We start from the raw sequence: 23,850 nt of genomic DNA, 5'->3' as shown, positions 1-23,850 counted from the left end.
CCCGTTCACCGAGATCGATCCGTTGCTGGTGCCGCGCACCATCCCGCTCGATCCCGTGCTCTGAGTGCAAACTGCTCTAACACCCAGCCAGAAGGAACTTTGCCATGACCATGCGCACCGCACCCCTCCGCACGCCGACCGATCTGGGCGAAAACGCCCGCAAGGATATTTCCGCAGCCCTCACCACCGCGCTCGCCGACACATTCGCCCTCTACCTAAAAACCTAGAATTTCCACTGGCACATGTCCGGGCCGCACTTCCGCGACTATCACTTGCTGCTGGACGAGCAGGGCGACCAGATTTTCGCCATGACCGACGCCATCGCCGAGCGGGCCCGCAAGGTGGGCGGGACGACACTTCGCTCCATCGGCCACATCGCCCGTCTCCAGCGCATGGCCGATAACGACGCGGATTTCGTCACGCCGGAAGACATGATCGCGGAACTGGCCAGCGACAACCAGCAACTGGTCGCCTACCTGCGTTCGACGCACGGCGTTGCCGAAGAATATAACGACGTGGCCACCACCAGCCTGATCGAGGTGTGGATCAACGAGACCGAACGCCGTGCATGGTTCTTGTTCGAAATAAGCCGGACCCCCTAGTCCCACCTCAGGTACGGCCAGGGTCCAACATGACTAAGTCGTGGCGGTTGCTAAGCCATGAGCCCGCCGCGCCGCCATCTGATGCGATCCCGGCTCACGGGCCGCTGCCGACCGACGCTGCGATCGACACACCTAGCCCGGATGTGACTTTGGGCGGCGATGAAGGTCAGCAAATGGTGCAACTGGTCGTTGGCCGAATCTCTGAAGCGGCTCGTTTCGGCCCAATCCGCCGGATGCATGTCTTTTCGCGATGTCGCCGCAGACTCTACGATGAGGTCTTTTCAGGCCTAGGCGCGGGCAAGGCGCTACGCTAGCTTACCGCTGACTTCGATCGGCTTCTCTGCTATTTGCCGGTCATGCCTGCAGAAGCGTATCGGATCGGAGCGTAGGGAGAAAATTGCACGTCGATGCGCAATATCGCGCCTTGGCGTAGAAAAAGCGGTGGCTCCCGGGGCAAGCCTTCTTCCGAATGGCTCGGCTTCCGGCCCTCACTGCCCGATTCGCGGCCGGTCATCGGCCGCTCGCGCGGCAGCGCAAGAGTGATTCATGCCTTCGGCCACGGCCATCTCGGCCTGACGCTGGCGCCGATCACGGCGTGCCTGATCGCCGACCTCATTGCCGGACGTGGCGATCTCGCGCGCATAGCTCCCTTTGCGGTGGACAGGTTCGGCGCCTGAAGTCCACGCGGTCTGCGAAAAGGCAACGTCGCTCGGGTTTGAAGGTGGGAGAGTGAATTTTCTGCCTTGGCAATGGCATGATAGGCAAGGGGATTGGTTGATCGCCAGTCGTCGTCGCTGGAGCCTGGAAAAGTGCTTGCTGTCGCTGCGACACGCCCGCTTTGAACGTCGCGGCTGTAGGTCGCCAGAGCAGCCTCATGTGATAACAATGACCCTCACGAAGGATAGCACACTGAGTTCCGTCGAGAGTGTTTCCTGCATGAGAATCCGCGTCCACATGGATGATGGAGAAGCGAAGGAAAAAACATGCTCGCGCTGGGGCAGCGCCAGGCGTTCACACCGTCACTGTGATGCCGCCGTCCACGTAGAGCGTGTGGCCGTTGACGAATGAAGAGGCGTCGCTGGCAAGAAACACTGCAGCCCCGATGAGTTCTTCAACATTGCCCCATCGACCGGCCGGCGTGCGCCGTTCCAGCCACGTGGAGAACTCGCGGTCCCGAACGAGTGCCTCGTTGAGCGGCGTCTTGAAATAGCCTGGCGCGATGGCATTGACCTGCAAACCATGCTTTGCCCAATCCGCACACATGCCTCGGGTCAGGTTTCTAACCGCCCCTTTTGTCGCCGTGTAGGGCGCGATGCCCGGACGAGCCAATTCGCTCTGGACTGAGCCGATGTTGATGATCTTCCCGCGGCCGCGGCTAATCATGCCTTTGGCGACGGCTTTGCTCACATAGAAAATGCTGGAGAGATTGGTTCGAACAAGATCGTCCCATTTCTCTTCCGGGAAATCCTCCAATGCTGATCGATGCTGGATGCCGGCATTGTTGATGAGAATGTCGATCGAACCAATCGAGGTCTCAATCCGCTCGACCCCCTGTCGCGCAGACCGGGCATCCGTGACGTCGAAGGCCGCCACCTCCACCGACAGACCATCCTTGAGCAGATCTGTGGCGGCGTCCTTCAACGGCTGTTCACGGCGACCGTTCAGGACAATCAGGGCACCAAACTCCGCCAGGCCACGGGCAATCGCCAGGCCAATGCCCTGGCTCGAGCCCGTAATCACGGCAATCTTACCGTCGAGGTCGAAAAGCGATCGCATCTGCGTTTTCGCCCTGCGATCACGAAGCGTAGGACACCGGCGTCGCGTGCCAGCCGTCCTTCCGCTTCTCCCAAAAGGCTGTTCTCAGCCGCGCGGAAATCGGACCAGGTCGGTCGTTCCCCATGATCCTTTTTCCAAGACGGCTTACCGGCATAATGCCGCCAGCCGTAGTCGAGAAGAAGATTTCGTCGGCGGCTTCGAATTCGTCGCGGGAGATATCCCGGACCTCACAGCGAATTCCAAACTCGTCGCAGAGTTCCAGGACTGTTCTTCGAGTGATACCTTCGAGCGCACCGCGTTTCGGCGTGATGACCTTGCCGTCGATGACGGCGAAGACATTGAAGCCTGGTCCTTCCGTCACGTTTCCATCGCGACCCAGCAAAATGCAGGTTTCGGCACCTTGATCGTGCGCCTCGAAATTCCCGCGCGTCAGGTCGCCCCAGTGGAAATTCTTGATTGTCGGGTCGAGTGACTCCGGCGCAATCCGTTGGGGGGACGCGATCATGGCGTGCACGCCGCGTTCCTGCTGCTCGGGGGTGAACACCCACACCCAAGGCATGACATGGCAAATCAAATAACTGCGGCCGTTTATGGGGTGAAGCGGCACGCCGCGCGGTGGACGGGAGCGGACACAGTCCATCGCCACATAGGCCTCGCGCAACCCGGTGCGCCGCACCAGTTCGGCGAGAATATTCTTGATCTCTTCGTCGCTTTCCTTCGGGTTCATCCGCAACTTCGTCATCGAGGTGCGAAAGCGTTTGACATGATCGTCAAGCCGGAAGAATGCGCCGTAGTAGACGCCCACCACATCGTAGGTAACATCGGACCGGCGGTAGCCCCATTCGGTGATACCGAGCTTGGCATCCTTGAGAGGCATGAATTCACCATCAATGTAGGCCGCGCCAACGGACCAATCGACGTCTGTCATCGTAGTTCTCCTTGATCTGAAAATCGTGCCCGCTGTCGGGCAGCCTGACAAAACGCGGGGTATCGGCCGGGCTATATGGCCACCGCCAGTTCGCTCCGGCCGGCGCGCAGGACGCGTGTTTGGACGATGTCCAATTCAAGATTGTCGTCTTCGGGAGACCCCTTGAAGGCTACTCCGTAGATGTCTCGTGCGCGCTGCCCGCTGATCCACCCTTCGGCAAGATCGTGCAGCACGCGCGCGGGATCGCGTTCCCGCGGAGAACCATATCCACCGCCGCCTGCGGAGTGAGAGACCATGTGCTCACCCGGCTGCAGAGTGACCCCGTAGCAAGGGGGAAGATCGACGACCGAACCATCTGCCTTGCGCATTGCCGCTCTGGACAGACCGCCGGGGCCACCTCCGCGGGCGCCTACGGCAGGCGTGATGGTACCATCAGCGGTATAGAGGACCGTCAAGGAGTTCCCGCCCCACGGGCCGTACTCACTGTAGACCGACGGCGCGCCGCGAAACGTGCCCGCTCCCTCGCTGTCGTCGAGAATATGGCGATCGTAGACGATGATTGGATGGTGGAGCTCATCGACTTCGACACTGTCGATATGGCACATGCCCGCGTTGCCGGCATGGATCATGGTCAAAAAGCCGTCGGTGACCGGCGTGCCGGCGCCACCGCTAATGCCGATATGGACTTGATTGATGAAGGGCTCATCATTGTTGTAGGGATCGCGCCCAGAGATGACACCCATTCCTGGCGGTTGGATTGGACCGGTCGCGGCTTGCCCAAAGCCAGCCGAAAGCTCGGCTATTGCGCGCTGCACCGGATTGGTGACGTGGTCGGCGAGATTGGTCGTCGCCACCGAGCACGAGGCCGGGTGCCTCGGAATGCCGACGCAGCAGTTTTCGCGAACCCGAATCTCAATGCGTCGAAAGCTGCCCGCATTGGCGGTGACATGATGATCGAGGATGCCGTTGAAAATCCCGATCATCGCCGCGCTCTTGGCGGTTGCCTCCGTAAGATTGAGACCACAGGGCTGGCAATCGGGATTGTCGCGCAGATCAACGATGATCCTGGCCTGGGCCGTGTCGACCTCAACGTCCACCTTGATGGGAATGCCGTCCGGGATGCCGGGGAAGGGGTCGTGAGCGGACTCCAGAACGACACGTCCCGAAGACAATCTCCTGATTGCCTCGATCATTTTTTGTTCGGAATAGTCGAACCAGCGGACGGCGTAGCCTTCAAGCATATGCCAGCCGATCTCGCGGCCGAGGTTGAGCAGTTCGCGCTCGCCGATGCGGACAGATCCCAGGCTCGCGAGAAAATCACCCCACCATTGGTCCGGAACCCGGATACGGGCCTGGCACATGCGCACGATGTCGTGGTTGGTCTCGTAGTCTTCCTGAATCTTCGTCGCCGAAAAGATCAGGGCACCCTCTTCGTACAGATCCTTCACATCGGCGAGATAGCTGGAGGGACGGGAATTGCCGCAGTCCGCCTGATGTGCCTTAGCCAGCACGAAGAAGCGCAGGATGCCCTCATCGTCGATGACCGGGACGATCATGCAGTGGTCAGCCGCGTGGGAGTTTCCCTCATAGGGGCTATTGTGGAGGAAGCAGTCGCCACGCTTGAGCCCCGGATGGTGCTTGAGGACCGCCTGGCACATCAAGTCAGGGCCGATGAGCGTGTGGTTCGGCAGACTTTCCGCGGCCGCCAGCAGCTTGCAGTCAGCAGTCAGAACAACACATGAAAAATCATGGGCCGTGTTGAGGATACCGGAGCGAGCGGTTCGGAAAAGAGTGTTCTGCATCTTGCGGGCGATGGTCTCCATACGGCTGGAAATCATCGCCATCTGAACGCCGTCCGGCGCCTTCTTCAAAATTTGCTCAGACATATGTAAGCGCCTCCTTAGAATGTCACACGCAGGCCACCACTGGCCGTGCGTTCTGCGACTGTGCCCGGATCGACCACGACGGTCGTGAACGACGATTCGATGATGGCGGGGCCGGCAACTGGTTCGCCCGGCTGCATAGCCTCGTAGCGATGAACCGAGACGTCGCTCCAGCCGAGTTCAGAGAAGTAGACCGGTCGCCTTGCGCGACCGCCGGCAAAATCGCCTTCAGGAGGGAGCGTGCCGGTGGCCCGATCGGTCAGTCTGCATCTGACCTTGGCGCGCCACGTCACGAATTCCACATTGGAATTGCGGTCGCTGATCTCGAAAATACGCTGGTGGGTGTCATGGAAGGCATCCGTGACCTGCTTCAAATCGCCTTCGCTCGTCACCTGATCAAGCGGGAGAGGAACGTCGATTTCCCAGATCTGATGCGGATACCGCGCCTCTACGGAATACTCGATGTGGCAGTCGAGAGCTCCGGCGCCGGGCCCTTCCGCGAACTCAAGGCATCGCTTCCTCAGCTCTGCCAGAACCTCGTTGATCTTGTCGCCCGCAAATCTGTCGCTGGTTGTAAACTGCAGTTGCGCATAGTCCGACGAAAGCTCCGACATTAGGGCCCCGGCCGCGCTCATCACGGCACCTGCTTCGGGGATCAGCACGCCAGCGCATTGAAGGCGCCTGGCAACTGCGACTGCATTAAGTCCGGCGGCGCCGCCGCCGCCGATCATCACGGCCGAGGTGGGATCAATGCCCTGGTTGACCGTGATCTCCTCGATCGCTCCGACCATCTTTTCGGTTGAAAGCCTCAACACAGCGGCAGCGGCTTCCTCAACTTTGATGCCGAGCGGTTCGGCGACTTTCAGACGCAATTGCCGGGTCGCGCCCTCCCGGTCGAGGACCATGGCGCCGCCCAAGAAGAAGTCCGGATCGATATAGCCCAGGATCAAGGCGCAGTCCGTGACAGTGGGCTCGATTCCTCCGCGGCCGTAAGCGACCGGCCCCGGCGACGAGCCCGCGCTCTGCGGACCGACCTGCAGAATTCCGCCATTGTCGACCCATGCGATCGAGCCGCCTCCGGCGCCGATGCTCTTGATATCGACAGATGGAAAGCCGGTCATATGGCCGCGCGTGCGCTGGCCAATCCATGTTTCGCGGCTCCAGGGGATGCGCCCGTCACGCACCAGGCTGACATCAAAGGTGGTTCCACCCGTGTCCGCGACAATCGCGATGGCGTTGCCAAAATCGCGCTCTGCGTAGTAGCGGCCGGCGACGGGCGCCATCGCCGGTCCCGAATTGATCGAGTGGATCGGAGCCCGTGCAACTGCCGACGCATCCATGATGCCGCCACTTGAAGTAACCATCAGTGTGCGGCCGTTGAAACCGGCGTCCTGCAGCCTATTGGTCAAGCCATCAAGATACTTAAACATCAGCGGTTTCAGCGAGGCGTCGATGACGGTCGCGGACGCTCGACGGTATTCGCGCAGCGTTGGATTGAGCTGGTGCGAGAGCGTGTATGGAACATTCGGCAGATGCTCGTTCAGAAGTTCTCCGATACGCCGCTCGTGAGCCGAGTTGACGACGGACCACAGAAGGCAAACGCCAACGGCTTCTATTTTTAGCGACTGCAGTTTTTTGATTGTCGCGATGAAGTCGGTTTCGTCCAGTTCCTCGACGATATTGCCGCGAGCATCGACGCGCTCATCCACTTCGAAAGTATACCGCCGAGGCACATAGGGTTCAGGGTAGGCGACCCTGAAGTTGAACGGCTCAATGCGCCCGCCCTCGCGCATGACCAGGATGTCACGATGACCTTTGGTCGTGATGAAGGCTGTTTTCGCCGTCTTGCCGGTGATGATCGCATTGATGGCCCGGGTAGTGCCGTGCACGAACATGGCGCCGCGGCTCAGGAAATCTCCGAGTTCTAGTCGATAGTGCCTGGCTGCGAGACCCAAGGCATCGAGCACGCCGCGCACCGGGTCATCAGGCGTCGTCGACGCTTTGAACAGCCTGATCTCGTTGCCATCTTGAACGACAAGGTCGGTGAAAGTACCACCGGTGTCGCACGCCATCCTGATATGATTTGCGCTTGGTTTGATCTGGGTGGCGTGGGTATTCATAAGGCAAGCCTCTTTCGTGCCAGCGCGGATGTATCCGGCCGGATATTCTCGGGTTGTCGGAAGAAGGGCGCTGTTTGGCGCTACTATTCTAGGTGTCGTTTCCGGACATGCGTGGCAGCATCTTCCTGTGGCTTCGCACATGTGTCTCGAATGACGAGTTCGGGCAGAAAAATCGTGTCGGAGCCGGCGTTGGCCGGCGCCGTATTCGGTTTGAGAACACGCTCGACGGCAGCGCTGGCCATCGTCTCGATAGGCTGACGTATGGTCGTCAGTGCAGGAAATGACAGCTGGCTGATCCAGGCATCGTCCACGCCAATAATCGACATGTCCTTTGGAACGGCAATGCCGGCGGAACGGAAAGTCGCCAGCAGGCCCAACGCGATCATGTCGTTGAACGCGATAATGGCCGTGGGCCTGGGCGACAGCGCCGCCACATCGGAAGCGGCATCACGACCGACCTCGACCATCTGGGCGTCTGCGATATCAAGTGCGCTCTGGTGACGCTCGAGCACGACAGCCTGACTGTCGTCGAGTTCGCGGTCCTTCATTGCTTTCTTGAAACCGGACAGCCGCATCACCCGGCTGTGGGTGATGAGGGGATCGGTGACATAGGCAATCCGCCGATGACCGAGAGCAAACAGATGCTCCACAGCCATCCCGATTGCAGCCTCGTGATCAAGATTGACCGTATCGAGCCGAGCAAGCTTCAAATCGAGTCTGTTGGCGTCCACGGCAACGATCGAAAGATCGCTCCACGCCGAGTAGTAACCCCGCCTGGTGTTCAGGGGTGCAATCGTGATGAGGTCGGCAACGCCTACGGCGGCCAGATTGTCCAGAAACTCCTTCTCGAGCTTCGGATCGCGCATGGTGTTGCACAGATGAACCCGGTAACCCGCCTTCACCGCAGCCTGTTCTATCGAGAACACCATCTGCCCGTTGAAGGGATTGACGATGCTGGGCACGACAAGGGCGATTACCCGCGCCTTGCCAGTCTTTAGTTGGCGCGCTGCCTGGTTCGGTCGGAAATCGAGCTCGGCAATTGCCGTCGCAATGCGCGTCCGGGTCTCCGTTCCGAGCCGGTGGAATCGATTGTTCATGTAATTCGAGACGCTGCTCACGGATACGCTCGCCGCTTTCGCGACGTCCTGAATGGTGGCGCGGTCCGCAGCATCTGTGGGCGATCCACTCTTCGGCGGCATGTCGTTCAAATCTCCCAAGGTCCCAGAGACCCTCATTCTACAACTCCCGCAGGAGAACAAAACCTTGATGGTCGCGAGTCCGGCTCCGCCGCTGTGCGGCCAATCAATCAGGTAAAACGGTACACTAAAATTCCTCCCTGTCAATCGATCGCCGATCTGACGATGTTCACCGATCATGCGACTGGTATTGCAAATTTCGCGTGACAGCTCGACTCCGACGAGAGACAAACGCGTCAAAGGGAGTTGACAGGTGAAAAAAATCAGGTGTATCGTTTTACCAACTGTAGCAAGCCAAAGAGCTTCGCAGCAGGCTTAAAGGCGCTGAACACGTCTCGCATGGGGGCAACGCCACGCCTGAAACTTCCACGATCGTTTTCTTGCGATGCTGCCGCTAGTCCGACGGGTACCGGGCGAAGTCGGCAAAGACAAAGCTTTCCATCATCAAAAAAACCGACGGAGACGGAACATGAAAAAGATTTTGCTGGCCGCCGCATGTCTAACGCTGCTCGGCGTCCCTGCTCAGGCTGAAACAATCGGCTTCAGCATGCAGCGGTTCGACGACAATTTTCTCGCGATTCTTCGCAGTGGTCTGGAGGCGCACGCCAAGGACCTTGGGAACGTGACGTTGCTGATCGAGGATGCGCAGGGCGACATCGCCCGGCAGCAAAGCCAGATCGAAAACTTCATTGCCGCCAAGGTCGACGGCATGATCGTGATCCCGGTAGAGGCCGATGCCGGCGTCGCGATGTCCAAGACCGCCGACAAAGCCGGAATCCCTCTGGTCTTCGCCAACAATCAGCCTTCCAACGTCGATCAGCTGCCGGAGAAGCAGGCTTTCGTCGGCTCCGACCAGATCCAGGCAGGCAGCCTGGAGGCGCGAGAGGTCTGTCGCCTGCTGGGTGGCAAGGGCAAAGCCGTCATTCTGATGGGAGAGCTTGGAACCCTGGTTGCGCGTGGCCGCACCGAGGCAGTGCACGAGGTGTTCAAGTCCGATGGATGCAAGGGCATCGAGATCGTCGAAGAGCAGACGGCGACCTGGTCGCGCACGCAGGCGCTCGACCTGACCACAAACTGGCTGTCGGCAGGCCTGAACTTCAACGCTGTTATTGCAAACAACGACGAGATGGCGCTGGGTGCGCTTCAGGCCATCAAGGCAAGTGGTGGATCAACCGGCGACTACGTCGTTGCCGGCATCGACGCGACGCAGGACGCCTTGACAGCCATGAAGTCGGGCGATCTCAAGGTGACCGTTTTCCAGGACGCGATCAGCCAGGGAGAAGGCGCGCTCGACACGGTGCTGAAGCTGGCCCGAGGCGCGAAGAGCGACAAGAAGGTCTTCACCACGCTCGAACTCGTCACCATGGACAACATGGACAAGTACCTGAAAAGGAACTGACCGCCAGCATCGCGCGCCGGTCATTTGACCGGTGCGCGGACTGTTCCGTTCGATCTGGATTTGGGACGACTTCGATGCAGACCACAGTCGCCGCCACGCGTACCCCGCCTGGTATTGAGGACAAGCGTCAGTCTTGCCTGCTGAGCGCGAGCGGGATCAGCAAGTCGTTTCCGGGCGTGGTAGCACTCGACGATGTGAGCTTTCAACTCAGGCGGGGTACCGTCCATGCACTGATGGGCGAGAACGGCGCGGGCAAATCCACGCTGATGAAAATCCTGGCGGGGATATATCAACCCGATGCAGGAGAAATCTTCCTCGACGGCGTTTCCGCCCAGTTCAAGACCCCGCTCGACGCGCTGACACAGGGTGTCGGGATGATCCATCAGGAGCTAAACCTGATGCCCTCGATGACGGTCGCGGAGAACATCTGGATCGGCCGAGAGCCGCGCAATCGATTTGGGATCATCGATCACCGGCGCATGAATCGCTTGTCGGTTGATCTTCTCGCGGAGCTGAAGATCAGCCTGAACCCGGAGGCGGAAGTTCGTCATCTTTCGATTGCCAGCAGGCAGATGGTGGAAATCGCAAAAGCGGTTTCCTATCGCTCGCGCGTCCTGATCATGGACGAGCCCACGTCAGCGCTGACAGAGCGCGAGTCTGCTCACCTCTTCGAGATAATAGGCGACCTGAGGAAGCAGGGCATCGGCATCGTCTACATCTCGCACAAGATGCACGAGATCTTCGAGATATCGGACGAGATCTCCGTTTTTCGTGACGGCAAATATATCGGCACTCATGCGGCAGCGGCCACTAGTCGGGATGAGATCATCCACATGATGGTTGGCAGAGACATCTCAACACTGTTCCCGAAAAAGAATGTTCCGACCGATGATGTTTTACTTTCGGTTCGTGACCTCACTTTGCGCGGCGTCTTCTCGGGGGTCTCTTTTGATCTGCGGGCGGGGGAGATACTGGGCCTCGCCGGCTTGATCGGGTCGGGGCGGTCCAACGTCGCCGAAACCATCTTCGGGGTGACGCCCGCCACCAGCGGCGAGATACGGATAAACGGGCAACGCGTCGATTTGAAATCGCCACGCGATGCGATCTCCAACCGAATGGCCTTCCTGACAGAAGACAGAAAACAAAGCGGCTGTTTTCTCGTCCTCGACGTCCTCGAGAATATGCAGATTGCCGCTCTTCAAAGCCAATTCGTCAAAGCTGGCTTCGTCCAAGGCAAGGTGATTGCCGCGGCATGCAGTGAGATGAGCAAGACGTTGCGCGTCAAGAGCTCCGGAATCCACACCATGGTCGAAAACCTATCGGGCGGCAATCAGCAGAAGGTGCTGATCGGACGCTGGCTTTTGACCAGACCGGGCATCCTCATCCTGGACGAGCCGACACGCGGCATTGACGTTGCTGCCAAAGCCGAGATTCACGCCCTTGTCTCATCACTCGCCAGCGCGGGCGCGGGCGTCATTCTGATCTCCTCGGAGATGCCGGAGATCCTTGGAATGAGCGATCGGATCATGGTGATGCATGAAGGAAAGATCACCGGCGTTCTGGACCGAGATGAGGCGACGCAGGTCAAAATAATGGAACTCGCTTCGAAGTAAGTGAGGAATAGAGGAACTGCACGATGGGAAAAGACACAACAGCCGCCGCCATTCCTGAGTACCGCGGCAGCTTTGGCGATTGGCGAAAACCTCAGGAACTCAATATCTTCCTGGTCCTGGTGGGGATCGTTCTCCTCTGCGAGGTGTGCGGCTGGCTTTTGATCGGGCAGAGTTTCGTCTGGAATCCGCAGCGCCTGACGATCACCATCCTCCAGGTGTCCGTGGTCGGCATTATCGCAATCGGCGTGACACAGGTCATCATCACCGGCGGCATCGACCTTTCTTCGGGGTCCGTGGTAGCGGCAAGCGCGATGATGGCGGCTGGGTTTGCCCAATCCGCGGAATGGTCGAAGGCGCTTTATCCTTCATTGACCGATCTGCCGGCGATCGTGCCAATCGCCATCGGTGTCCTGATCGGCTTGCTTGCAGGTATGACCAACGGCGTTTTTGTTGCCTATGCCCGAATCCCGCCGTTCATCGCAACGCTCGGAATGATGGTTTCGGCAAGGGGCATTTCGAAATGGTATACAAAAGGCCAGCCCATTTCCGGGCTGACTGATCAATTCACCGCCATCGGCTCGGCCGCATGGCCGGTGTTTGTCTTCATAGTCGTTGCAATGATTTTCCATGTTGCGCTTCGCTACACCCGGTACGGCAAGTACACTTATGCCATCGGCGCGAACGTCCAGGCAGCGCGGGTCTCCGGCATAGATGTCGAAAGGCATCTGGTTAAGGTCTACGCGATCGCCGGAATGCTCGCCGGCCTCGCCGGCATCGTCACAGCGGCGCGCGCGCAGACGGCTCAATCCGGCATGGGATACATGTATGAGCTCGATGCGATTGCCGCAGCCGTGATCGGCGGAACGTCGCTTGCCGGCGGGGTGGGCCGGATAGGGGGCACCGTAATCGGCGTGGTGATCCTGGGCGTGATGTCGTCAGGCTTTACGTTTCTACGGGTCGACGCCTACTACCAGGAAATCGTCAAGGGCCTGATCATCGTCACGGCCGTGACCATTGATGTCTACCGCAATCGGCAGAAGCGCTCCTAGATCGAGCCCGCGCTGGAACGGCATCTATTCCAAAAAGGTACAATAAAAAGCCGTTCAGATAAAACTCACCAAGGCAGGGAAGTTCCGCAAGCACAAACAGACTTCAGGTCAATTCTGAAAAATTCCGTCGATGGAGATCGAAAATGCAGATCAAAGCGCTACACAGCTTGACATTTCAGCATTTTGACATCGGCCTACCAGTCGAATGCATATCTCAAAGGTGGCGATATTTGGCCAGGGTTCACGACGTTGCTCGTCGCCTTGTTGACAAACATGGGGCGAGCCGTGCGTCGGATCTTGCAAAACGAGCCGCCGCCAGAGCGTCGGGGAGGCGCGGGGCGATCCTACGGGCCGTTGCCGAGTCAGTGAACGATCTGATGCGGTTGGACATTTTCTATCATTGATTGGACGCTTCGAGCCTACGGCAAAAACCGCCCACAGTCGCTCCACCACGCAACGATCAACTCAGCTGATCGGGGTGCAGTTCGATGGCCAGCCAAACCGCATCGGTGTCGGCGAAATAGCGATGCCACGGATATTTCCACTGGTTCGTTCCGCTGACCCGGCAAAACGCCTCATGGGTAAAGCCCGGCACCATGAGGAAATCTTGACAAAGTGTTGCCTGGTCGTTCTCCGGAATTTCTGCATGCGGCCGGTTCCGAATATCTGCGTGTGGACCTCGAGGAAAGGATGGTTGTCGTGAATGAAGCAGTCGGTTTCAGCCCCACCGGAGGGTCAGTTTGAGCACGAAGCGCTGCAATTGCCGTTCCACGGCGGCCGCGCCGGCATTGTTGACCAGAGCATCGATCGGCCCCGCCGCTTCGACCGCCCCTCGTGATGCTATCCGCGCTGGTCACGTCCAGCGCCCGGACGCACCAGGATGACTTCGATCCTGATCACCCCGTGATGAGCTTCCGGCAAGCGGCGAGGATAGTCGAGCGAGCGAGCGGCGGCGACGACCTTGTCGACAGTGGCAGGCGTGACGGCGCTGCCGGCTGCCCTCGGCACCAAGCTCGCCTGCCCGGACCGAAAGGTATATTTGGTCGTCCAAGATTTTTTAGCATGAGTCCGAACCATGACCGATCCAGTCGCCGAAGTGGTTTCCCTGCTCAAGCCAAGCCCGTCTATCTCAAAGCTGGTGACAGGCGGCGGTCAGTGGCTCGTCGAGCCACAGAACTTGGAAGCCCTTTTTATTGCGCCGTGGTCGAGGGCCATTGCCGGATGACGATTCCCGATCGTGAGCCGATGTTGCTGATGGCGGGCGACTTCGTGCTGGTTCCGGAAATCTTCTCGTTCACGATGAGCAGCCTGGAACCGCCTCCTCGCGGAGCCCTTGCCCAACGTCTTGAGACCAGCCCGGGTGTCTTCCGACTCGGAGACCCAGAAGCGACCGCCGAAATCAAGGCGATGGTTGGCCATTGTGCCTTTGGCTCGGAGGACAAGACTCTTCTCTTCTCGTCTCGTTGCTACCAGAGGTTATCCACGTCCAGGGCGAAGAGCGGCTGATGATGCTGGTCGGGATGATAAACGACGAAACGAGAGCCGACCGGACCGCCCGTGAGATGGTGCTTCACCGGTTGTTGGAGGTGCTGTTGATCGAAGCTTTGCGTTCAACGGCAAGCGCCGCAGCCCCGCCCGGTCTCCTGCGCGGTATGGCCGATCCGCTGCTGGCACCGACCTTGCGTCGGATTCACGCGGATACAGGTCGCAGCATGACGGCGGAAACACTCGCGCGGGATGCCGCCATGTCCCGTTCGACCTTCTTCGATCGTTTCCGGAGGGAGGTTGGCGTGGCCCGGATGGAATACGCGACCGGCTGGCGCATGGCGCTGGCGAAGGAATTCCTTCGCAAGGATGTTGCCACGGCGGAGATTGCGCAACGCGTCGGCTATGGCTCGGCAAGCGCCTTCAGCGTCGCGTTAACTCGGCATGTGGGAATGCCGCCCGGCGCCTATTCGCGGGTAAACACCGCTTGGGTAACGCCGGCCCGATTGCAAAATGTGGAGCAGGCTGCTTTGGCCCTCACTTGCCGATGTAGGCCGCCAGTTCATCGGGCGTTCCGTTGGGAAAAGCCTGCTTCAGAAAATCCAGGAAGGCAGATACACGCGCGCTCAACAGACGCCGCGACGGGTAAAGCGCCCACAGCGCGATCTCGGAACCCTCGATATCACCCCAGTGCAGCAAAGTGCCGTCGGCCAGGTCGTGACTCACCAGCGAAATCGGCATACGAGCAGCGCCTACGCCGGTTCGCACGGCATCCCGAACCATGATGAGGGACGACAGTGCGAGAATGGGGTCGATCCCGATCGTCGCGGATCCTTCTGAAGTCACGACGTTCCAGGTCTGCCGATCGCTGGCCCCACGCACGACACCTGGCACCGAGAGATCTGCCGCCGGCCGGGGCAGATCGGGGCTTGCCACGACGACCAGGCGATCATGCAGAAAGGCTCGGCCGACAAGACTTTCGTCTGGGTCCGGATTGACCCGGATGACCAGATCATAACCTTCCTCGATCATGTCCACGGCTCGGTCCTCTGTCGTGACTTCCAACCGCACGTCGGGATATTTCAATGCAAAGCCCGCCGCGATCCTGCCCATGGCTGTCTGCGAAAACAGCAGCGGCGCGCTGATCCGTAACCTGCCGCGCGGCTTGTCCCCGCCCGCCGCGATCGTGGCCGCCGTTTCGTCGAGCTCCGTCAGCAGAGAGGCTGTCCGCTCATGAAGGGCGCGTCCTTCCTCAGTGAGTTTGAGGTTGCGCGCGCCGCGTTCAAAGAGCCGAAGTTGAAGGGCAGCCTCCAGTTCTGTAACCCGTCGGGACAAGGTCGCTTTGGGGCGGCCGGACGCCCGCGACGCTTTGCCGAAGCCACCGTGACGCGCGACAAGGTTGAAATCGGCAAGGGCGACGAGATCCATAATCGTTCCACCTGTGAGACGAACTGTCCAAATTAACAGCCTATTGGTTTAAGAATGAACCAGCCATATTCCGGGTGTCAAGCAATACCAACCCGGAGAAAATCCCATGACCATTCTCGTTACCGGCGCCACCGGCAATATCGGCGGCCAAGTCATCCAGCACCTCGTCGACCGCGGCGCTGATGTCCGCGCTCTCGTCCGCGACCCCTCCAAGGCCAATTTCCCGGCAGGTGTTGCCGTCGTCAAAGGTGACTTCCTGGACGTCGACTCCCTACGTACCGCCTTCGACGGTGTCTCGACGCTCTTCCTGCTGAACGCTGTCGCACCAGACGAGTTCACCCAGGCTTTGATCGCCCTCAACGTCGCCCGCTCGGCTGGCGTCGAACGGATCGTCTACCTCTCAGTCATTCACCCGGACGTCTACGTGAACGTGCCGCATTTCGCCGGCAAGTTCGGCGTCGAGCGGATGATCGAGCAGATGGGCTTTCATGCTACCATCCTGCGTCCGGCCTACTTCATCCAGAACGATCTGACGATCAAGGACGTCATCGCAGGCTACGGCGTTTACCCGATGCCCGTCGGCGACAAGGGGCTTGCCATGATCGACGTTCGCGATATCGCCGAGGTTGCTGCCCTTGAGCTGCTGCGCCGCGAACAGGCCGCACAGCCGCTCCCGATCATTCGCATCAACCTGGTCGGTCCCGATACCCTTACCGGAGCGGATATCGCCGCGATCTGGTCGGACGTGCTCGCTCGCCAGATCAACTATGGCGGCGGCGATACGGCTGCCTTCGAGCAGAACCTCAAGCAGTTCATGCCGCCATGGATGGCCTACGACATGCGCATGATGGGCGAGCGATTTTTGACCGATGGCATGCTGCCCGAGGGCAGTGATGTCGAGCGCCTGACGACGCTTCTTGGACGTCCGCTCCGCTCCTACCGCGACTTTGCCTCGGAAACCGCTGCCTCTGCCTGAGGCAATCAGCCACAATTTCAAACAAGGACCATCAACATGATCTATTCGGCCGCAACCGTCCCGGTGAATCCGGAAGGCGAAACAAAGCTCACCCGGGAGCAAGTATGGAAGAGTTTGGAACTGAAGGCGCGCGACGCGCGCCTGTTCCTCCCGCCGGGTCTCTGCACCCGCTGCGATGTGGTGGAGGAAAGTGATACCCATTTCGTGCGCGAAGCCACCATCGCCGGCTCTGACATCACGGAGATCATCACCCTCGAGCCGCAGAGCAAGGTCACCTTCTTCCAGGCGACCGGCCCACGCGAAGGCGCCATTATCAATGAGCTTTTCGAGGACGAAGCCGGTGCACTGCAGCTGAAGTTCTACTGCTACCTCGGCCTGCGCGGCAAGGAGGCTGATGGCCCAGAGGAACAGGCCGAGCAGACGCAGTTCGACAGCGACAAGGGCTACAAGTCGGCCCTGCTGTCGACGCTGAAGCGGACCCGCGAACTGCTCGCAGAGGGCCGCCTCTGATTATCACCAGCATCCAACCCAACAGGGCGGCCTCCTGAGAGGCGCCAGGCTTTCAAGAGGACCAAAATCATGACCACACCCGTCTCTGAAACACGTTTCGCGGCCGTACCGAATATCCTGGTGCTCGGTGCCACCGGGCCGACCGGCCGCCATATCGTCAGCCAGGCCGTAAGCCGCGGCTACGATGTCACCCTCCTGGTGCGCTCGCCGGATAAGGCCGCAAACATGAAGGGTGTGAAGATCGTCGTTGGAGACGCCCGTGACGAGAAGGTGTTGCGCCAGGCCGTCAAGGGTCGCGATGCCGAGATTAGCGCGCTCGGCACACCCGCAAGCCCATTTCGCGAAGTCACCCTTCTTTCGACCGCGACCCGAGCGCTTGTCAGCGCCATGAAAGCGGAACACGTCTCGCGTCTCGTCGCCATCACCGGTATGGGCGCTGGCGACAGCGCAGGGCACGGCGGTTTCCTCTTCGACAAGCTGATCTTCCCTCTGCTCCTGCGCAAGGTTTACGCCGACAAGAATCGTCAGGAGGCAATCATCAAGGGCAGCGATCTGGATTGGACTATTGTCCGTCCTTCAGTTCTCAACAACAAGCCTGCACGCACCACGATCCAGATGCTCACGAACTTGAACCAGTTCCGCGGAGGCTCCATTTCGCGCGAAAACGTTGCGGCCTTCGTGCTGGATCAAGTCACCACGGATCGGTGGCTACATAAGTTGCCGTTGATCACGGGGTAGGGTGGCTTGAACGGCCTATCAAAGCGAAAACCGCCAGCGCGACGATTGCGGTCAAACGAGCCGCGAACGCATAGCTGCACTGCACAAAAATTCAGTGCAGCGTGATTCGTGCATACCCCGGCAAGGTCTTCCGTCTGCGGATGCCTGCGCCGGCAATGCGTTGGCGAGTCCAGTCTGAGCGATCAAGCCCGCGCTCTGGACGAGCTCCCATCCTCACAGAATGTTCGCCCACCGGGACAACGTGACGCAACGGAACGGATGCTTCACCCGTAAAGTCTTGGGGAGGTTGCGAAAGGAGACCAGCATATCACCTGCGAACGAGACGTCGGCACGTTCGAAGAGCCCGTGACCGTTTTGCTGTCCTCGGGCAAAGTCAGTGTTTCGAGCACCCGCGAAGCCGCCGAAATGCTGCTTTACCGCTGGCCCACGGCATCACAGCGTGAGCAAACATTGACAGAAGCATTCCAACATTCACGATGTGCAACACCGACGCTAGACCGACACGAATCCTCAGTTCAAAGAGCGAGGATTAATGCTGCGGTAAACGAAGGGCACGGGGCGTCTTCGCGCGAGCCAGTTATCCGATCTCCCGCTCAAAAATTCTACCAAATATTCCGACCTCCTGATGGAACCCATTCGTCGCGAGCGAGTTGCGACTCATTGGGACGGACTTCCCGTACATGACAACCAGCAACAAAGCAGACCATCAGTCTGTCTCCAAAGCGTTTCGGAAACTGATCCGTTCCGAAGGCTATCGTCATAACGTACAAACGTTCTTAAATCTGGAGGTCGAACCGGAACTGCCGCCAACGTTACAGTCATTACTTGCGGCTATTGACCAGGCCAAAGACGGGCCGACCGAAGAAGTCCCTTATCGGGCTGGCTGAGATCAAAGCGGAAGAGTACAGGGGCTCGCTCCGTACTTGTTTCTCTGGTTCCGCTAAGAAATTTCCATCAAACATTCTTCTTGATTTTTCCCGACAGAGGACCATGAATGTTCCGCGTGGGTTCTCGCTGGGGTGGGAGGCCTAGTATGAACGTTTGGACGAACTGCCGACCGAGCAAAGTGACTGCCCATAAGCTTGTTAAAGAGCTGATCTTACAAGCCGGTCGCGGCCAAATCATCTCCCTGAAAGAGACCATCGCAGCGGTGCGCCGGGCCGGGCCGCATCTGGTGGAAAGTGACTGCGCGCTGGTCGAGCTTATTGTCGAGATTGGCCCAGCCTTTGGCCTGTTCGTCGCGTTCGACCTTCGCGAATAGCCACATGGCAACCCATTGGTTCAACCCTCTATGAGATCGAGAGGGGTACGGGGAACTTCGCGCGAGCTGGTCATCCAATCCCCGCTCAGAGATTCTCACCAAATTATTCGCTTCCCCTTCGGAACCCTTTCACAACGAAAGTGTTTCAGACCGAATGTGGGAACGACCTTATGCCGGCACGACCAACAGCAGGGACAGCCTTTCAACGGCTGATCAGCTCAGAAGATAATCGTCAGATGCTCCGCAACAGGCTTGGTCTCGAAGTCGACGAGAAACTGCCGGCGTCGCTTGCTGCATTGTTGCAGGAGCTTGAGCGGCGAGAGCAGGTCGAGGTTGATTGGAGCGCCACCACTTTGGCAGCGCGGGCTTCTATGGCCTTCGACGAACCAGAAGGAAGCGCTTCAGTGACCCTCATGGCGATGCTGCGTAGGGGACGTGCCTTCCGAGGGATGATCAGTTCGGAAGACTACTGCCGGAAGCTACGCAGGCTCCTAAGGTTTGTAGGCGAACCAACTCTGACACCGACGCTTGCCACACTGGCGCGGGAGCTTTCAGAGCAGTCTGAGCTGCGGAAGCTGGAATCGGCCGACAAAATTCCATAGTTGCCCGACATTTCCCCACATGACAACCCACTGGTTCAACCCTCCGATCCCTGTCAAGACTGAGCGTCTCGGGATCATCCGCAATGTCAACAACGCCGAGGCAGCCGGCGAGGAACTGATGAACTGGACCAAGCGTGGCCCTTGTGGGACGTCGCGGTGCGTGTTTGCATGGCCGTGATTTTCGACGAGATGGAACCTGAGGAGGCTCGCAAGGCGTTCCTGGCTGCTGCAAAAGAGGAGGGGACGTTACTCCCCCCAATGACAATAGCTAACTTGGATGGCGGTAAAGGTTCTCTGACCAACACCGCCTTCGCGAAAGGAGCCCGCCGCCGGTGAGGGAGAGGCGACGGACCCCCCTTACAGCGGCTGCACATCCACGAAGAATCCTGCTGCCACCACAAAACCCGCGAGGGCCTACATCGTTCCTTAGCTGCGGCTAAAGCGGGGTTGGTCAGCCGGCGCTTGCCGCTCTAAGTTCCCCCTTATGGGTCCTCTCTGGTTCTCTCCACCGGTCTACGTGAAGACGAAACGTCCGGGCATTCGCAATGGGGTCAGCCACGTCGAGGGAGCCGCCGAGGAACTCATGGGGTGGGACACAAAGGGCCCGAAGTGGACGAAGGCGGTCCAGTCCTGCGTCGACGAGTTCGAGGGCACGGTGTCCCCCCAAGAGGTCCGTGAAGCCTTTGAGGCGGCTGCCAGGAGGCCAACGTGTATCTCTCCCCTGAGTAGCAGGTATCATGACGCCCATCTGGTTCGTCCCTCCGGTGTTCGTGAAGACTGAAACCCGGTGTCAGGCATGGCTGCAACAATGCGAAGGAAGCCGTTGAGCAGCCTGCCGGCCGTGTTGAGCTTTTCGCGATCATTGCCGACCCGCTTGATTAGCACCTCGGCCTGAGCCGTGCTTCCTGCCTCCGGCCCTTCCATTCCCGATTTTCGAGCACAGCTCACAGATGATAATCAAGAGCAGGAACGTGCCCTCAAATGCTGCCACAGCGTATCGGTTTTCTGCCATCGAAGCCTGACATTCCGGTTCCGGTCCCCTAGGACGTGTGGACACTTATCTGATCGATAGCACGACCCGCAGGCGTCAAAGCGGCAACAACGCGTCGGGCGTCACATCACCGATTGATGCGAAACTATGCGTTTCCCTGACACCAGGAAGCGGCAGAATGACCCGCTGCAGGAATTCCTGAAACGTCGCCATGTCAGCTATTCGTGCTTTGACCAGGTAGTCGAAACCACCAATCACCATATGGCATTCGATGATTTCGGGTGCCTTGGCAACAGCCTCCGCAAAGCGGTCGAAGACGTGTGGCGCGGTATGATCGAGCCTTACCTCGACAAAGACGAGGGTGCCGCGTCCAATGTTCGAGGGTTCGACCACAGCCCGGACGGCGCGGATAAAGCCTTCGCTGAAAAGGGGCTTGATGCGCGGCTGGTGGACGCAAAGTAGCGGCGCGGGTATCGTGCTCACATCCGCCGCACCGGGCACCGCCCAACCCAGGAGCCCACGCCCCGTACTCGGCGCGACGCTTGATTGACCCGCCGTGCTGTAGAGTGCGGCGGTTTTTTCAATCTCGATCGCGCAGCTCTTTGACAGCCTTGGTGAGGGTCAGGCGGTCATTGCCCTTCTTCTTGATCAGCTTGCTGACCTTGGCGAGATGCGATTTTCCAGCGCGAAACGTTCCACCTCGTAAAACGCATCGACCGACAGGCGGCCTCGCTCGACGTAGTCTCGGGTGCTCTTGTTCTCATTCATTTCCGTTTCCTACTCACTTGGCAGCTGCAAATGAGGATCCGCCCGCCACTCCTCGATTTGGCGGGCGGATCCTATCAGCGCAGGAAGGGACTTTAGCTGCGCAGATGCAATTTCTGGGGACTGTTTGGAGCGTCATTTCTGGCTAACGACCATCAACTCGCGACTATTCCAATCATCAAGAAGGTGATGGAGATGGCGAAAACCGGTGCAAGCAGCCAGCGAGCTTCGTGAACACTGTTCTCCATAGGCTCTCCTCCTTGAGGGACCGCAACGAGTACGAACAGACGCAGTTCCGGAGGGCTACACTGTGGGGGCCATTGCGCCCAGCGACTCAGACGAAGGTCCCTACGCATGGCCAGCCTTAAGGCTCAGTTTGGAACGTCTAGAGAAGCTGCAGGTTGGGCGAGCCTGGCGCAATGTTTCGTGCCCACGAGCCCACAAGGAGATAGCTATGAGAATCCATCTTTCCACAGCAGCGGCGGGATTTCTGCTGCTGGCTGGTGTCGGTGCCGCCGGCGCTCAGGACGTGGTCATTGACCCGCAGCAGGAAACCGTCATCAAGGAATATGTGAAAAAGCAGCCGCTCGCATCGGTGAAAGTCCCTGGAGTAGAGCTGAATGTCGGCTCGACGCTCCCCGACAGCGTCGAGCTTCATGAAGTGCCTAACGTCAAATACCGCTACGTCGTCGTCGACAACCGGACTGTTGTCGTTGACCCGGGCACACGTAAAATCGTGAAAGTCATCCAGTAACCTGAACGTCTGAGAAGACCGCCCGCCGTGCCGAAGGGTGCGGCGGGAAGCCAAGCATGAACTCTCCAGAATGCGAGGCGCTGCAATGTCCCTCTCTCCCAGTCTATCCTTCGTCCGTTTGACTTTCCAATGCCCGCATTGCAACTTCGCCGTCGTCAGGAACGGCAGCTGGTTTCAGGTCGTTTCCCATTACAAGTGCGAGGGATGCGGACGCGAGGTCCGGATTACCTATCCCGACAAGATTGGTATCTTCCAGCAGCACGCGCACTTGGCCATTCCCCCGCCTGGAGCGCGGTAGACTTGCAAGCCCGAAAGTGAGTTCGAATTGCTGGGCGCCGAGTGCGAGCCGGGAATGCCGGCGCTCGCCTGAGATCGGCACTCGGATGGCTACATCAGAGCAATGAAGACCACCGGCGTACGATCAGGAAGATCGCCATTACTATGGCTGGCAAGGCGCTCTGTTCGCCTGACGAGGGCAGAGACCTCCTCGTCGCTCGACGAAATGAGATCAACGACCGAGAAATTTGTTGGGTCAGGAGTTTGATTGTCATTTTGCGGGTCGGCTTGCGGGACCTCATCTAGGTCCTGTCTGCTCTGGATAAGGGTCACAGTTCTTTCCGCTGTTAAAGGTATCATATCGATCGAGGCATAAAGTGGGCACCCGGGGACCGCCGATGAAGGGACATTGCTCGGCGGCCTAATACAATCCTTTGGTAAGCTCTTGGTTGCCGGCCCTCAGCCTTAAGTCTTCGAGCAAAGACTTCATTCTTACCCCGCCTCGGACCATAGCCCCGTGGCGGAGCTAAGTACCTGCCGCTCCATCCGGCGGTACGCAAAGACGCACTGTTCAGCACGGTCGGGGCGCATGCCTGCAGGAGCGGCGGCCTGGTGAGGCTGGGATCCATTAAGCTCCGGGGAACTGAAGCGCTCGCGTCGCGCTGAAGATGGCCGGCACCCATCGGGAGCGGGGGAGGGCATGGGATAGGTGCCGGCCAGGCGCAATCAGGTCCGCCGCCGCAACAGCGTAGCTGAACCGTTCTCTGGTGTCATTTGCCTGATGGCAAACTCAGGGTCGCGGGCTATTTACCTTGCAGGTCGCTAGTCTGAACTCTAACGCGGCCGGCCTCGTCCAACTGCCCTGCATCGTACTTCTTAGATGCCATTTCACGGACGGCATCCAAGCCGCAAGTCTTCGATCGCTTCGGTCGATGTCACGACGAGGACGCGCTCTGTTCCGTCAAAGGCTTCAAGCACCAACTCGAACCGCTCAGTGGTTCCCTCTTCGCCACTAAAAACCAGACCCATATGCCTTCTCCCTCACAAGCTAGCGATTCAGCCATGTGCCATGTTGCGTCCATGTCGCTGGACCCGCCGAGTGTCGCAGGAAAGCCTTGGAAATCAACGGTAGGCGCTTGCAAGATCGCGCGACATGATCGTCAACGAAACCAGAGCTTGAGGCGTTGCGACAGAAGGGTCGGCGACATTTTGGGGAAGCCGCGGCGCAGATCGTTGAAACGGGTCGAGCCCGCCACTAATTCGCGAAGCAGAACCATGGTCCAGCGGGTGCACAGCACCTCCGCGGTGCATCCCGGGGGACCGCTCGTGGCGGATTCATCGCCGAAGGCCGGATGGCTGCCGACATTCCTCCGGACGTCGGCTACGTCACCGATCGGGCCAAAAGATGGCGCAGGCAGAGCTCGCGGCGGCCGTGCCTAGCGCGAAACACGTCGTATCAACACCGACAGCGGCCACGAGATCCACAAGGACCAGCCGC

At 59.2% G+C, this 23,850-nt stretch carries 25 protein-coding genes and 4 pseudogenes; 17 read left to right on the top strand and 12 right to left on the bottom strand.

Features of this window, described 5'->3' with window-relative positions; translation table 11 throughout:
- The first annotated feature begins 104 nt into the window (after nt 1-104).
- Both NKG95_RS13065 and NKG95_RS13060 read left to right on the top strand, forming a co-directional pair.
- Nucleotides 105-602: pseudogene (locus tag NKG95_RS13065) on the top strand (Dps family protein).
- Nucleotides 603-1,009: 407 nt separating this feature from the next.
- Nucleotides 1,010-1,279 (top strand): NAD(P)/FAD-dependent oxidoreductase, encoded by a 270-nt coding sequence (locus tag NKG95_RS13060; protein ID WP_353040972.1) that lies wholly within the window; start codon nt 1,010-1,012, stop codon nt 1,277-1,279.
- 334 nt (nt 1,280-1,613) lie between these two features.
- Here the strand turns inward: NKG95_RS13060 and NKG95_RS13055 are convergent, their stop codons facing one another.
- The 5 genes from NKG95_RS13055 to NKG95_RS13035 form a co-directional block, all read right to left on the bottom strand.
- A complete protein-coding gene (locus NKG95_RS13055; protein WP_353040970.1) occupies nt 1,614-2,378 on the bottom strand; it encodes an SDR family oxidoreductase in 765 nt (254 codons plus the stop codon).
- Between the two features lie 19 nt (nt 2,379-2,397).
- The gene (locus NKG95_RS13050; protein ID WP_353040969.1) at nt 2,398-3,306 is read right to left on the bottom strand and encodes an aminotransferase class IV; all 909 of its coding nucleotides are present in this window, start codon (nt 3,304-3,306) and stop codon (nt 2,398-2,400) included.
- 71 nt (nt 3,307-3,377) lie between these two features.
- Nucleotides 3,378-5,192, bottom strand: coding sequence for a hydantoinase B/oxoprolinase family protein (locus NKG95_RS13045; protein ID WP_353040967.1), 1,815 nt, complete (start codon nt 5,190-5,192; stop codon nt 3,378-3,380).
- Nucleotides 5,193-5,206: 14 nt separating this feature from the next.
- Nucleotides 5,207-7,309, bottom strand: a complete 2,103-nt coding sequence (locus tag NKG95_RS13040; protein ID WP_353040966.1) for a hydantoinase/oxoprolinase family protein — start codon at nt 7,307-7,309, stop codon at nt 5,207-5,209.
- An 83-nt stretch (nt 7,310-7,392) separates the two neighbouring features.
- A complete protein-coding gene (locus tag NKG95_RS13035) occupies nt 7,393-8,508 on the bottom strand; it encodes a LacI family DNA-binding transcriptional regulator (protein ID WP_353041040.1) in 1,116 nt (371 codons plus the stop codon).
- Between the two features lie 466 nt (nt 8,509-8,974).
- Between NKG95_RS13035 and NKG95_RS13030 the strand changes: the two genes are divergently transcribed.
- From NKG95_RS13030 to NKG95_RS13020, 3 genes are all read left to right on the top strand, one after another.
- A complete protein-coding gene (locus NKG95_RS13030) occupies nt 8,975-9,904 on the top strand; it encodes a sugar ABC transporter substrate-binding protein (RefSeq protein WP_353040964.1) in 930 nt (309 codons plus the stop codon).
- A 74-nt stretch (nt 9,905-9,978) separates the two neighbouring features.
- Complete coding sequence (locus NKG95_RS13025) at nt 9,979-11,517, top strand: sugar ABC transporter ATP-binding protein (protein WP_353040962.1); 1,539 nt, start codon at nt 9,979-9,981, stop codon at nt 11,515-11,517.
- Nucleotides 11,518-11,540: 23 nt separating this feature from the next.
- Nucleotides 11,541-12,566 (top strand): ABC transporter permease, encoded by a 1,026-nt coding sequence (locus NKG95_RS13020; RefSeq protein ID WP_353040961.1) that lies wholly within the window; start codon nt 11,541-11,543, stop codon nt 12,564-12,566.
- Nucleotides 12,567-13,026: 460 nt separating this feature from the next.
- On the opposite strand, the gene NKG95_RS13015 is transcribed toward NKG95_RS13020, so the two are convergent.
- Nucleotides 13,027-13,164 (bottom strand): hypothetical protein, encoded by a 138-nt coding sequence (locus tag NKG95_RS13015; protein WP_353040960.1) that lies wholly within the window; start codon nt 13,162-13,164, stop codon nt 13,027-13,029.
- Between the two features lie 105 nt (nt 13,165-13,269).
- On the opposite strand from NKG95_RS13015, the gene NKG95_RS13010 reads away from it, so the two are divergent.
- Nucleotides 13,270-13,404, top strand: coding sequence for a hypothetical protein (locus tag NKG95_RS13010; RefSeq protein WP_353004359.1), 135 nt, complete (start codon nt 13,270-13,272; stop codon nt 13,402-13,404).
- A gap of 2 nt (nt 13,405-13,406) precedes the next feature.
- Here the strand turns inward: NKG95_RS13010 and NKG95_RS34285 are convergent, their stop codons facing one another.
- Entirely contained in the window at nt 13,407-13,574 is a 168-nt protein-coding gene (locus tag NKG95_RS34285) for a hypothetical protein (protein ID WP_502913944.1), read from the bottom strand.
- A gap of 67 nt (nt 13,575-13,641) precedes the next feature.
- Between NKG95_RS34285 and NKG95_RS13000 the strand changes: the two are divergent.
- Nucleotides 13,642-14,527 (top strand): annotated as a pseudogene (locus NKG95_RS13000) (AraC family transcriptional regulator); the annotation flags it as partial.
- A gap of 61 nt (nt 14,528-14,588) precedes the next feature.
- Here NKG95_RS13000 and NKG95_RS12995 read toward each other — a convergent pair.
- The gene (locus NKG95_RS12995) at nt 14,589-15,479 is read right to left on the bottom strand and encodes a LysR family transcriptional regulator (protein WP_353040959.1); all 891 of its coding nucleotides are present in this window, start codon (nt 15,477-15,479) and stop codon (nt 14,589-14,591) included.
- Between the two features lie 106 nt (nt 15,480-15,585).
- Between NKG95_RS12995 and NKG95_RS12990 the strand changes: the two genes are divergently transcribed.
- The 9 genes and pseudogenes from NKG95_RS12990 (at nt 15,586) to NKG95_RS12950 (ending at nt 20,347) form a co-directional block, all read left to right on the top strand.
- Complete coding sequence (locus NKG95_RS12990) at nt 15,586-16,455, top strand: SDR family oxidoreductase (RefSeq protein ID WP_353040957.1); 870 nt, start codon at nt 15,586-15,588, stop codon at nt 16,453-16,455.
- Nucleotides 16,456-16,491: 36 nt separating this feature from the next.
- Nucleotides 16,492-16,965: an SRPBCC family protein gene (locus NKG95_RS12985; protein WP_353040955.1), complete on the top strand. Its 474-nt coding sequence runs from the start codon at nt 16,492-16,494 to the stop codon at nt 16,963-16,965.
- Nucleotides 16,966-17,034: 69 nt separating this feature from the next.
- Nucleotides 17,035-17,703 (top strand): NAD(P)-dependent oxidoreductase, encoded by a 669-nt coding sequence (locus tag NKG95_RS12980; protein WP_353040953.1) that lies wholly within the window; start codon nt 17,035-17,037, stop codon nt 17,701-17,703.
- A gap of 345 nt (nt 17,704-18,048) precedes the next feature.
- Nucleotides 18,049-18,387 (top strand): DUF982 domain-containing protein, encoded by a 339-nt coding sequence (locus NKG95_RS12975; RefSeq protein ID WP_353040951.1) that lies wholly within the window; start codon nt 18,049-18,051, stop codon nt 18,385-18,387.
- Complete coding sequence (locus NKG95_RS12970) at nt 18,384-18,590, top strand: hypothetical protein (RefSeq protein ID WP_353040949.1); 207 nt, start codon at nt 18,384-18,386, stop codon at nt 18,588-18,590. Before NKG95_RS12975 ends, NKG95_RS12970 begins: the two co-directional genes overlap by 4 nt.
- Nucleotides 18,591-18,736: 146 nt before the next feature.
- Nucleotides 18,737-18,964 (top strand): hypothetical protein, encoded by a 228-nt coding sequence (locus NKG95_RS12965; protein WP_353040948.1) that lies wholly within the window; start codon nt 18,737-18,739, stop codon nt 18,962-18,964.
- 170 nt (nt 18,965-19,134) lie between these two features.
- Entirely contained in the window at nt 19,135-19,566 is a 432-nt protein-coding gene (locus tag NKG95_RS12960; protein ID WP_353040946.1) for a hypothetical protein, read from the top strand.
- A 96-nt stretch (nt 19,567-19,662) separates the two neighbouring features.
- Nucleotides 19,663-19,902: pseudogene (locus NKG95_RS12955) on the top strand (DUF982 domain-containing protein); the annotation flags it as partial.
- A 148-nt stretch (nt 19,903-20,050) separates the two neighbouring features.
- Nucleotides 20,051-20,347 carry a DUF982 domain-containing protein gene (locus NKG95_RS12950; protein WP_353040944.1) on the top strand — a complete coding sequence of 99 codons (297 nt, stop codon included), beginning with the start codon at nt 20,051-20,053 and terminating at the stop codon, nt 20,345-20,347.
- Nucleotides 20,348-20,653: 306 nt separating this feature from the next.
- On the opposite strand, the gene NKG95_RS12945 is transcribed toward NKG95_RS12950, so the two are convergent.
- A complete protein-coding gene (locus tag NKG95_RS12945; RefSeq protein ID WP_353040942.1) occupies nt 20,654-21,040 on the bottom strand; it encodes an Lrp/AsnC ligand binding domain-containing protein in 387 nt (128 codons plus the stop codon).
- A 736-nt stretch (nt 21,041-21,776) separates the two neighbouring features.
- Here NKG95_RS12945 and NKG95_RS12940 point away from each other — a divergent pair.
- Nucleotides 21,777-22,076 (top strand): DUF1236 domain-containing protein, encoded by a 300-nt coding sequence (locus NKG95_RS12940; RefSeq protein ID WP_353040940.1) that lies wholly within the window; start codon nt 21,777-21,779, stop codon nt 22,074-22,076.
- A gap of 103 nt (nt 22,077-22,179) precedes the next feature.
- Here the strand turns inward: NKG95_RS12940 and NKG95_RS12935 are convergent, their stop codons facing one another.
- The 3 genes and pseudogenes from NKG95_RS12935 to NKG95_RS12925 form a co-directional block, all read right to left on the bottom strand.
- Nucleotides 22,180-22,344, bottom strand: a complete 165-nt coding sequence (locus NKG95_RS12935; protein WP_353040938.1) for a hypothetical protein — start codon at nt 22,342-22,344, stop codon at nt 22,180-22,182.
- 896 nt (nt 22,345-23,240) lie between these two features.
- Nucleotides 23,241-23,381, bottom strand: a complete 141-nt coding sequence (locus NKG95_RS12930; RefSeq protein ID WP_353040937.1) for a hypothetical protein — start codon at nt 23,379-23,381, stop codon at nt 23,241-23,243.
- Between the two features lie 146 nt (nt 23,382-23,527).
- Nucleotides 23,528-23,650 (bottom strand): annotated as a pseudogene (locus NKG95_RS12925) (winged helix-turn-helix transcriptional regulator); the annotation flags it as partial.
- Nucleotides 23,651-23,850: the final 200 nt, after the last annotated feature.

This window comes from Mesorhizobium sp. M1423, assembly GCF_040317575.1.
Taxonomy (GTDB): Bacteria; Pseudomonadota; Alphaproteobacteria; order Rhizobiales; family Rhizobiaceae; genus Mesorhizobium.
This window is presented reverse-complemented; position numbering and strand designations above follow the sequence as displayed.

Bases quoted from the DNA above. Each gene is read 5' to 3' on its own strand.
- NKG95_RS13050 (WP_353040969.1), bottom strand. From the start codon at position 3,306: ATGACAGACGTCGATTGGTCCGTTGGCGCGGCCTACATTGATGGTGAA.
- NKG95_RS13045 (WP_353040967.1), bottom strand. From the start codon at position 5,192: ATGTCTGAGCAAATTTTGAAGAAGGCGCCGGACGGCGTTCAGATGGCG.
- NKG95_RS13060 (WP_353040972.1), top strand. From the start codon at position 1,010: ATGCGCAATATCGCGCCTTGGCGTAGAAAAAGCGGTGGCTCCCGGGGC.
- NKG95_RS13030 (WP_353040964.1), top strand. From the start codon at position 8,975: ATGAAAAAGATTTTGCTGGCCGCCGCATGTCTAACGCTGCTCGGCGTC.
- NKG95_RS12985 (WP_353040955.1), top strand. From the start codon at position 16,492: ATGATCTATTCGGCCGCAACCGTCCCGGTGAATCCGGAAGGCGAAACA.
- NKG95_RS12970 (WP_353040949.1), top strand. From the start codon at position 18,384: ATGACAACCAGCAACAAAGCAGACCATCAGTCTGTCTCCAAAGCGTTT.
- NKG95_RS12950 (WP_353040944.1), top strand. From the start codon at position 20,051: ATGGGTCCTCTCTGGTTCTCTCCACCGGTCTACGTGAAGACGAAACGT.
- NKG95_RS12930 (WP_353040937.1), bottom strand. From the start codon at position 23,381: ATGGGTCTGGTTTTTAGTGGCGAAGAGGGAACCACTGAGCGGTTCGAG.
- NKG95_RS13020 (WP_353040961.1), top strand. From the start codon at position 11,541: ATGGGAAAAGACACAACAGCCGCCGCCATTCCTGAGTACCGCGGCAGC.
- NKG95_RS12965 (WP_353040948.1), top strand. From the start codon at position 18,737: ATGAACGTTTGGACGAACTGCCGACCGAGCAAAGTGACTGCCCATAAG.
- NKG95_RS12960 (WP_353040946.1), top strand. From the start codon at position 19,135: ATGCCGGCACGACCAACAGCAGGGACAGCCTTTCAACGGCTGATCAGC.
- NKG95_RS12980 (WP_353040953.1), top strand. From the start codon at position 17,035: ATGACCACACCCGTCTCTGAAACACGTTTCGCGGCCGTACCGAATATC.
- NKG95_RS13035 (WP_353041040.1), bottom strand. From the start codon at position 8,508: ATGCCGCCGAAGAGTGGATCGCCCACAGATGCTGCGGACCGCGCCACC.
- NKG95_RS13025 (WP_353040962.1), top strand. From the start codon at position 9,979: ATGCAGACCACAGTCGCCGCCACGCGTACCCCGCCTGGTATTGAGGAC.
- NKG95_RS12990 (WP_353040957.1), top strand. From the start codon at position 15,586: ATGACCATTCTCGTTACCGGCGCCACCGGCAATATCGGCGGCCAAGTC.
- NKG95_RS12940 (WP_353040940.1), top strand. From the start codon at position 21,777: ATGAGAATCCATCTTTCCACAGCAGCGGCGGGATTTCTGCTGCTGGCT.
- NKG95_RS13055 (WP_353040970.1), bottom strand. From the start codon at position 2,378: ATGCGATCGCTTTTCGACCTCGACGGTAAGATTGCCGTGATTACGGGC.
- NKG95_RS13015 (WP_353040960.1), bottom strand. From the start codon at position 13,164: ATGGTGCCGGGCTTTACCCATGAGGCGTTTTGCCGGGTCAGCGGAACG.
- NKG95_RS13040 (WP_353040966.1), bottom strand. From the start codon at position 7,309: ATGAATACCCACGCCACCCAGATCAAACCAAGCGCAAATCATATCAGG.
- NKG95_RS12995 (WP_353040959.1), bottom strand. From the start codon at position 15,479: ATGGATCTCGTCGCCCTTGCCGATTTCAACCTTGTCGCGCGTCACGGT.
- NKG95_RS13010 (WP_353004359.1), top strand. From the start codon at position 13,270: ATGAAGCAGTCGGTTTCAGCCCCACCGGAGGGTCAGTTTGAGCACGAA.